This window comes from Comamonas trifloxystrobinivorans, from assembly GCF_043359985.1.
In the GTDB taxonomy this organism is placed as follows: Bacteria; Pseudomonadota; Gammaproteobacteria; order Burkholderiales; family Burkholderiaceae_C; genus Comamonas; species Comamonas trifloxystrobinivorans.
Window position 1 is genome coordinate 1 of the sequence record NZ_JBHZGV010000039.1, and the last position, 3,094, is coordinate 3,094.

Sequence of the window (3,094 nt, forward strand, 5' to 3'; positions counted from 1 at the left end):
AGCAACCGGCCCCTATCTGTGATGGTGAATGCGCTTGAGAAGCGTGGCACGTTGTCAATGAACCGGCGCCGGCTGGAACTATGCCGATACCTTCGGGCTTTGCGGCTGCTATGCAAAATCCCGTGCGGCCCTGACCACCATCACCCCATTCATAGATGCTGCCAACCCTGGCCAATCTATTCACAAACCCCGCGTCATTAGCTCAACTGGATAGAGCAGCTGAATTCTAGTCAGTAGGTTGAGGGTTCAAATCCTTCATGACGCACCACAAACACACTCCAGCACTACCACGCTGGATTTGCCGCCTACGGGCGGTTTTTTATTTGGGAGAACGCTCATGCTGAATGAACCGATAATCCTTGTGCGCCACAAGTTGGACGACCACTTCTGGTTGGGTAACTACTCCAACTGGTGGAGCGATGGCCACGAGAGCCGCGCCGATATGACCCGGCATCACGATGATGTTTGCTCGCCTTTCTGGGTGGTTGGCGAGTCGCACACAGACGCCATGGGCAAGCAGTGGCGAGCCCAGACCTATTGCGTTATCGATGACTTCGGTAACTTGAAGGAGGTGCCCTATGAGCAACCTATCTGATGTATGGGCCGCAGCCCAAGCAGCCAAGAATCAACGAGCAAGCGACCGTGCAGACGACTTCGAAATGCGCTGGCAGCAGATCGCACAAGAGCCCGACTTCGACCCGAGCGACTGGGAGAACTTCTGCGAAGCGCTGGGGGAGCTTGGGCCTGCTGGCCGCGCCCAGGTGTCAGGTTTGATGCAGGCCGGGCAGCATGAGGCACTTGGAGCTCTAATCTGCGAGCTGTCCGAAGGCTATCAGGCAGAGCGGGCAAAGATTGCGGCGGGAGGTGCGGCATGAGTGAGAAATTGAAACCCACGCCGGGAGTTTGGGGTGTTTACGAAGCCAGCTGCGCTAGCGCCCAGTGGCCCGGAATCGATGCAGACGGACACGCTGTTGTTATCTTTGGTGCACGCAGAGATGATGGCGGCGTTCGCGGCAGGAATAAGCGTGAAGCCAAGTCAAACGCCCGCCTCATCGCCGAAGCCGGAACAGTCCACAACGAATCCGGCCTATCCCCTCGGGAGCTGCTGGAGGGGTATAGGGAGTTGCGGCAGGCGCTTAGCAAGTTCTACGGCGAAAGCGACGAGCCCTACTCCCGCGCTGTTTGCGACACTCTCGCCAAACACAAGGAGGTATAGGGATGCGTGTTTATGCAGTTTTCCGCCGACTGCGATGGTTTGGCAGCAATGAGTGGCACGTTTACAAGCTATTCGCCACCAGGAAGATGGCCAAAGCATTCTGCGATTCGCGCAGCATGAGCCAGCAGCGAGTCTATTCCTTCGCAGTTCAATCCATTAAGGTAGAGCAGGAGTCCCCATGTTCATCTACAAACTAGGACCTTATGAGAGCCGCCCATTCCACTCCCGCGAAGCCGCTACCAATGCGGCTTTTCTTCATTCTGAGGCAGTCAAAACTGCATTTGTAGTGAGGCCCGCATGACCCCAATGCTCACCATGCCCAGCCGCTCACTCTGTCCTATTCCGGGCCAGAAGCCGCTCAAGTACACCAACAAAGACAACACCGATATTCGCAAGACGTTTGCCAAATGGCAGCGACTTCTTGCGATGCAGGAGAAGAAATGACATACCAACCATTCCAACTCGGGCGGCCCAGAAAGCCGCCTTTTTTATTGCTGCTCGCTGTCGTGCTTTTGGCGGGCTGTGTGGCTCAGACGCAGATGGCAATTTGACCAACCCAACGGAGAGACAACCATGAGCGCTGTAGTTGAAGTTGAAGCAGTCAGCATGGTTCCCGCAAAGAGCGCGAACCCGACTGCCGAAGTAGTAGCCCATGCCAAGACGGTGCAGCAGGTAATGCAAGCCGTTATGAAGCCCAACGTGCACTACGGAGCTATTCCCGGCGCTGGCGACAAACCAACACTGCTCAAGTCCGGGGCCGAGGTTCTGTGCATGACCTTTCGCATTGCCGACAAATACGAGGTATCCGACCTGTCTGCAAACGGCGTGATTCGCTACCGGGTGAACTGCATTGGAGAGCACCAGACAACCGGTGTGCCGCTTGGATCCGGCCTGGGCGAATGCTCAACGGATGAAGAAAAGTACCGTTGGCGCAAAGCGGTGTGCAAAGAGGAATTCGACGCAACGCCAGAAACCCATCGACGCCTGAAATTCGGGCGTAAGGCTGGCGGGCATTACACGGTGCAGCAGATCCGCACAGAGCCTGCAGACCTGGCCAACACGGTTCTCAAGATGGCTTGCAAACGCGCCAAGATCGCCATGGTCTTGAACGTCACCGCAGCCTCTGACATGTTCAGTCAAGACCTTGAGGACTTGGATGCAGAGCTTGTGCGCCATCTGGCCGAGGATGAACGCCAGTCTCAGTTGCAGATGATCCGCGACGAATGGATTGCCAAAGCCACTGCAGCAAAGAACCGTGACGAGCTGGGGGCGATCATGAAAGAAGGCGTGAAACTCTTTCAGTCAAGCCGAGATAAAGACGGCTATTCGGCATTCGCAACAGCTGTGCAGAAGCGCGGCGCAGAGCTCAAGGAGGCGCAAGATGCGTGAGATCCTCATCCGCTGCTCAAGCCTGGGCAAGATCATGACGGATCCTAAGACCAAGGCAGAGGGAATTTTGTCGGTGGGTGCCAAGACCTACATCCGCGAATTGGCCCAGCAGGAGATCTTTGGAATTGATTTCGAGTTCTCCAGCAAGGAGATCGAAAAAGGCCTGGAAGTCGAAGACCAGAGCATAGCCCTGCTCAATCGGGTTCGTGGCCTGTCGCTGGCGAAGAACACCGAGCGGCGCAGCAATGGCCTCATCACTGGCGAGTGCGACCTCTACGACGCAGAGCGCAGACGTGGGCACGACCTCAAGTCGTCGTGGTCAGCAAAGACGTTCCCCGGCTGGGTCAAAGATTGCGAGGACAAGCTCTACGAGTGGCAGATGCGCGGCTACATGATGCTGTGGGATGCGGACGAGTGGGAGGTCAACTACTCGCTGGTGGACACGCCAGATCGGCTGATCGGCTACGAGCCGCTGCAAATGCATGTAGT

6 protein-coding genes and 1 tRNA gene are annotated in these 3,094 nt (G+C 56.5%); all 7 read left to right on the plus strand.

The genetic code is table 11. The features are described 5' to 3' along the window. The first annotated feature begins 191 nt into the window (after positions 1-191). Positions 192-268, plus strand: a tRNA-Arg gene (locus ACFIQF_RS24555). 69 nt (positions 269-337) lie between these two features. Next, positions 338-595 (plus strand): hypothetical protein, encoded by a 258-nt coding sequence (locus ACFIQF_RS24560; RefSeq protein ID WP_393946273.1) that lies wholly within the window; start codon positions 338-340, stop codon positions 593-595. After that, positions 579-875 carry a hypothetical protein gene (locus tag ACFIQF_RS24565; protein WP_393946274.1) on the plus strand — a complete coding sequence of 99 codons (297 nt, stop codon included), beginning with the start codon at positions 579-581 and terminating at the stop codon, positions 873-875. The genes ACFIQF_RS24560 and ACFIQF_RS24565 overlap by 17 nt, the downstream gene beginning before the upstream one ends. Further along, complete coding sequence (locus tag ACFIQF_RS24570) at positions 872-1,216, plus strand: hypothetical protein (protein WP_393946275.1); 345 nt, start codon at positions 872-874, stop codon at positions 1,214-1,216. Before ACFIQF_RS24565 ends, ACFIQF_RS24570 begins: the two co-directional genes overlap by 4 nt. Positions 1,217-1,513: 297 nt before the next feature. Beyond that, complete coding sequence (locus ACFIQF_RS24575) at positions 1,514-1,660, plus strand: hypothetical protein (protein WP_393946276.1); 147 nt, start codon at positions 1,514-1,516, stop codon at positions 1,658-1,660. A gap of 129 nt (positions 1,661-1,789) precedes the next feature. Further along, on the plus strand, positions 1,790-2,605 hold the full coding sequence (locus ACFIQF_RS24580; protein WP_393946277.1) for a hypothetical protein: 816 nt from the start codon (positions 1,790-1,792) through the stop codon (positions 2,603-2,605). Further along, a partial coding sequence (locus tag ACFIQF_RS24585; protein ID WP_393946278.1) for a hypothetical protein occupies positions 2,598-3,094 on the plus strand: 497 nt, incomplete at its 3' end. The genes ACFIQF_RS24580 and ACFIQF_RS24585, both read left to right, overlap by 8 nt.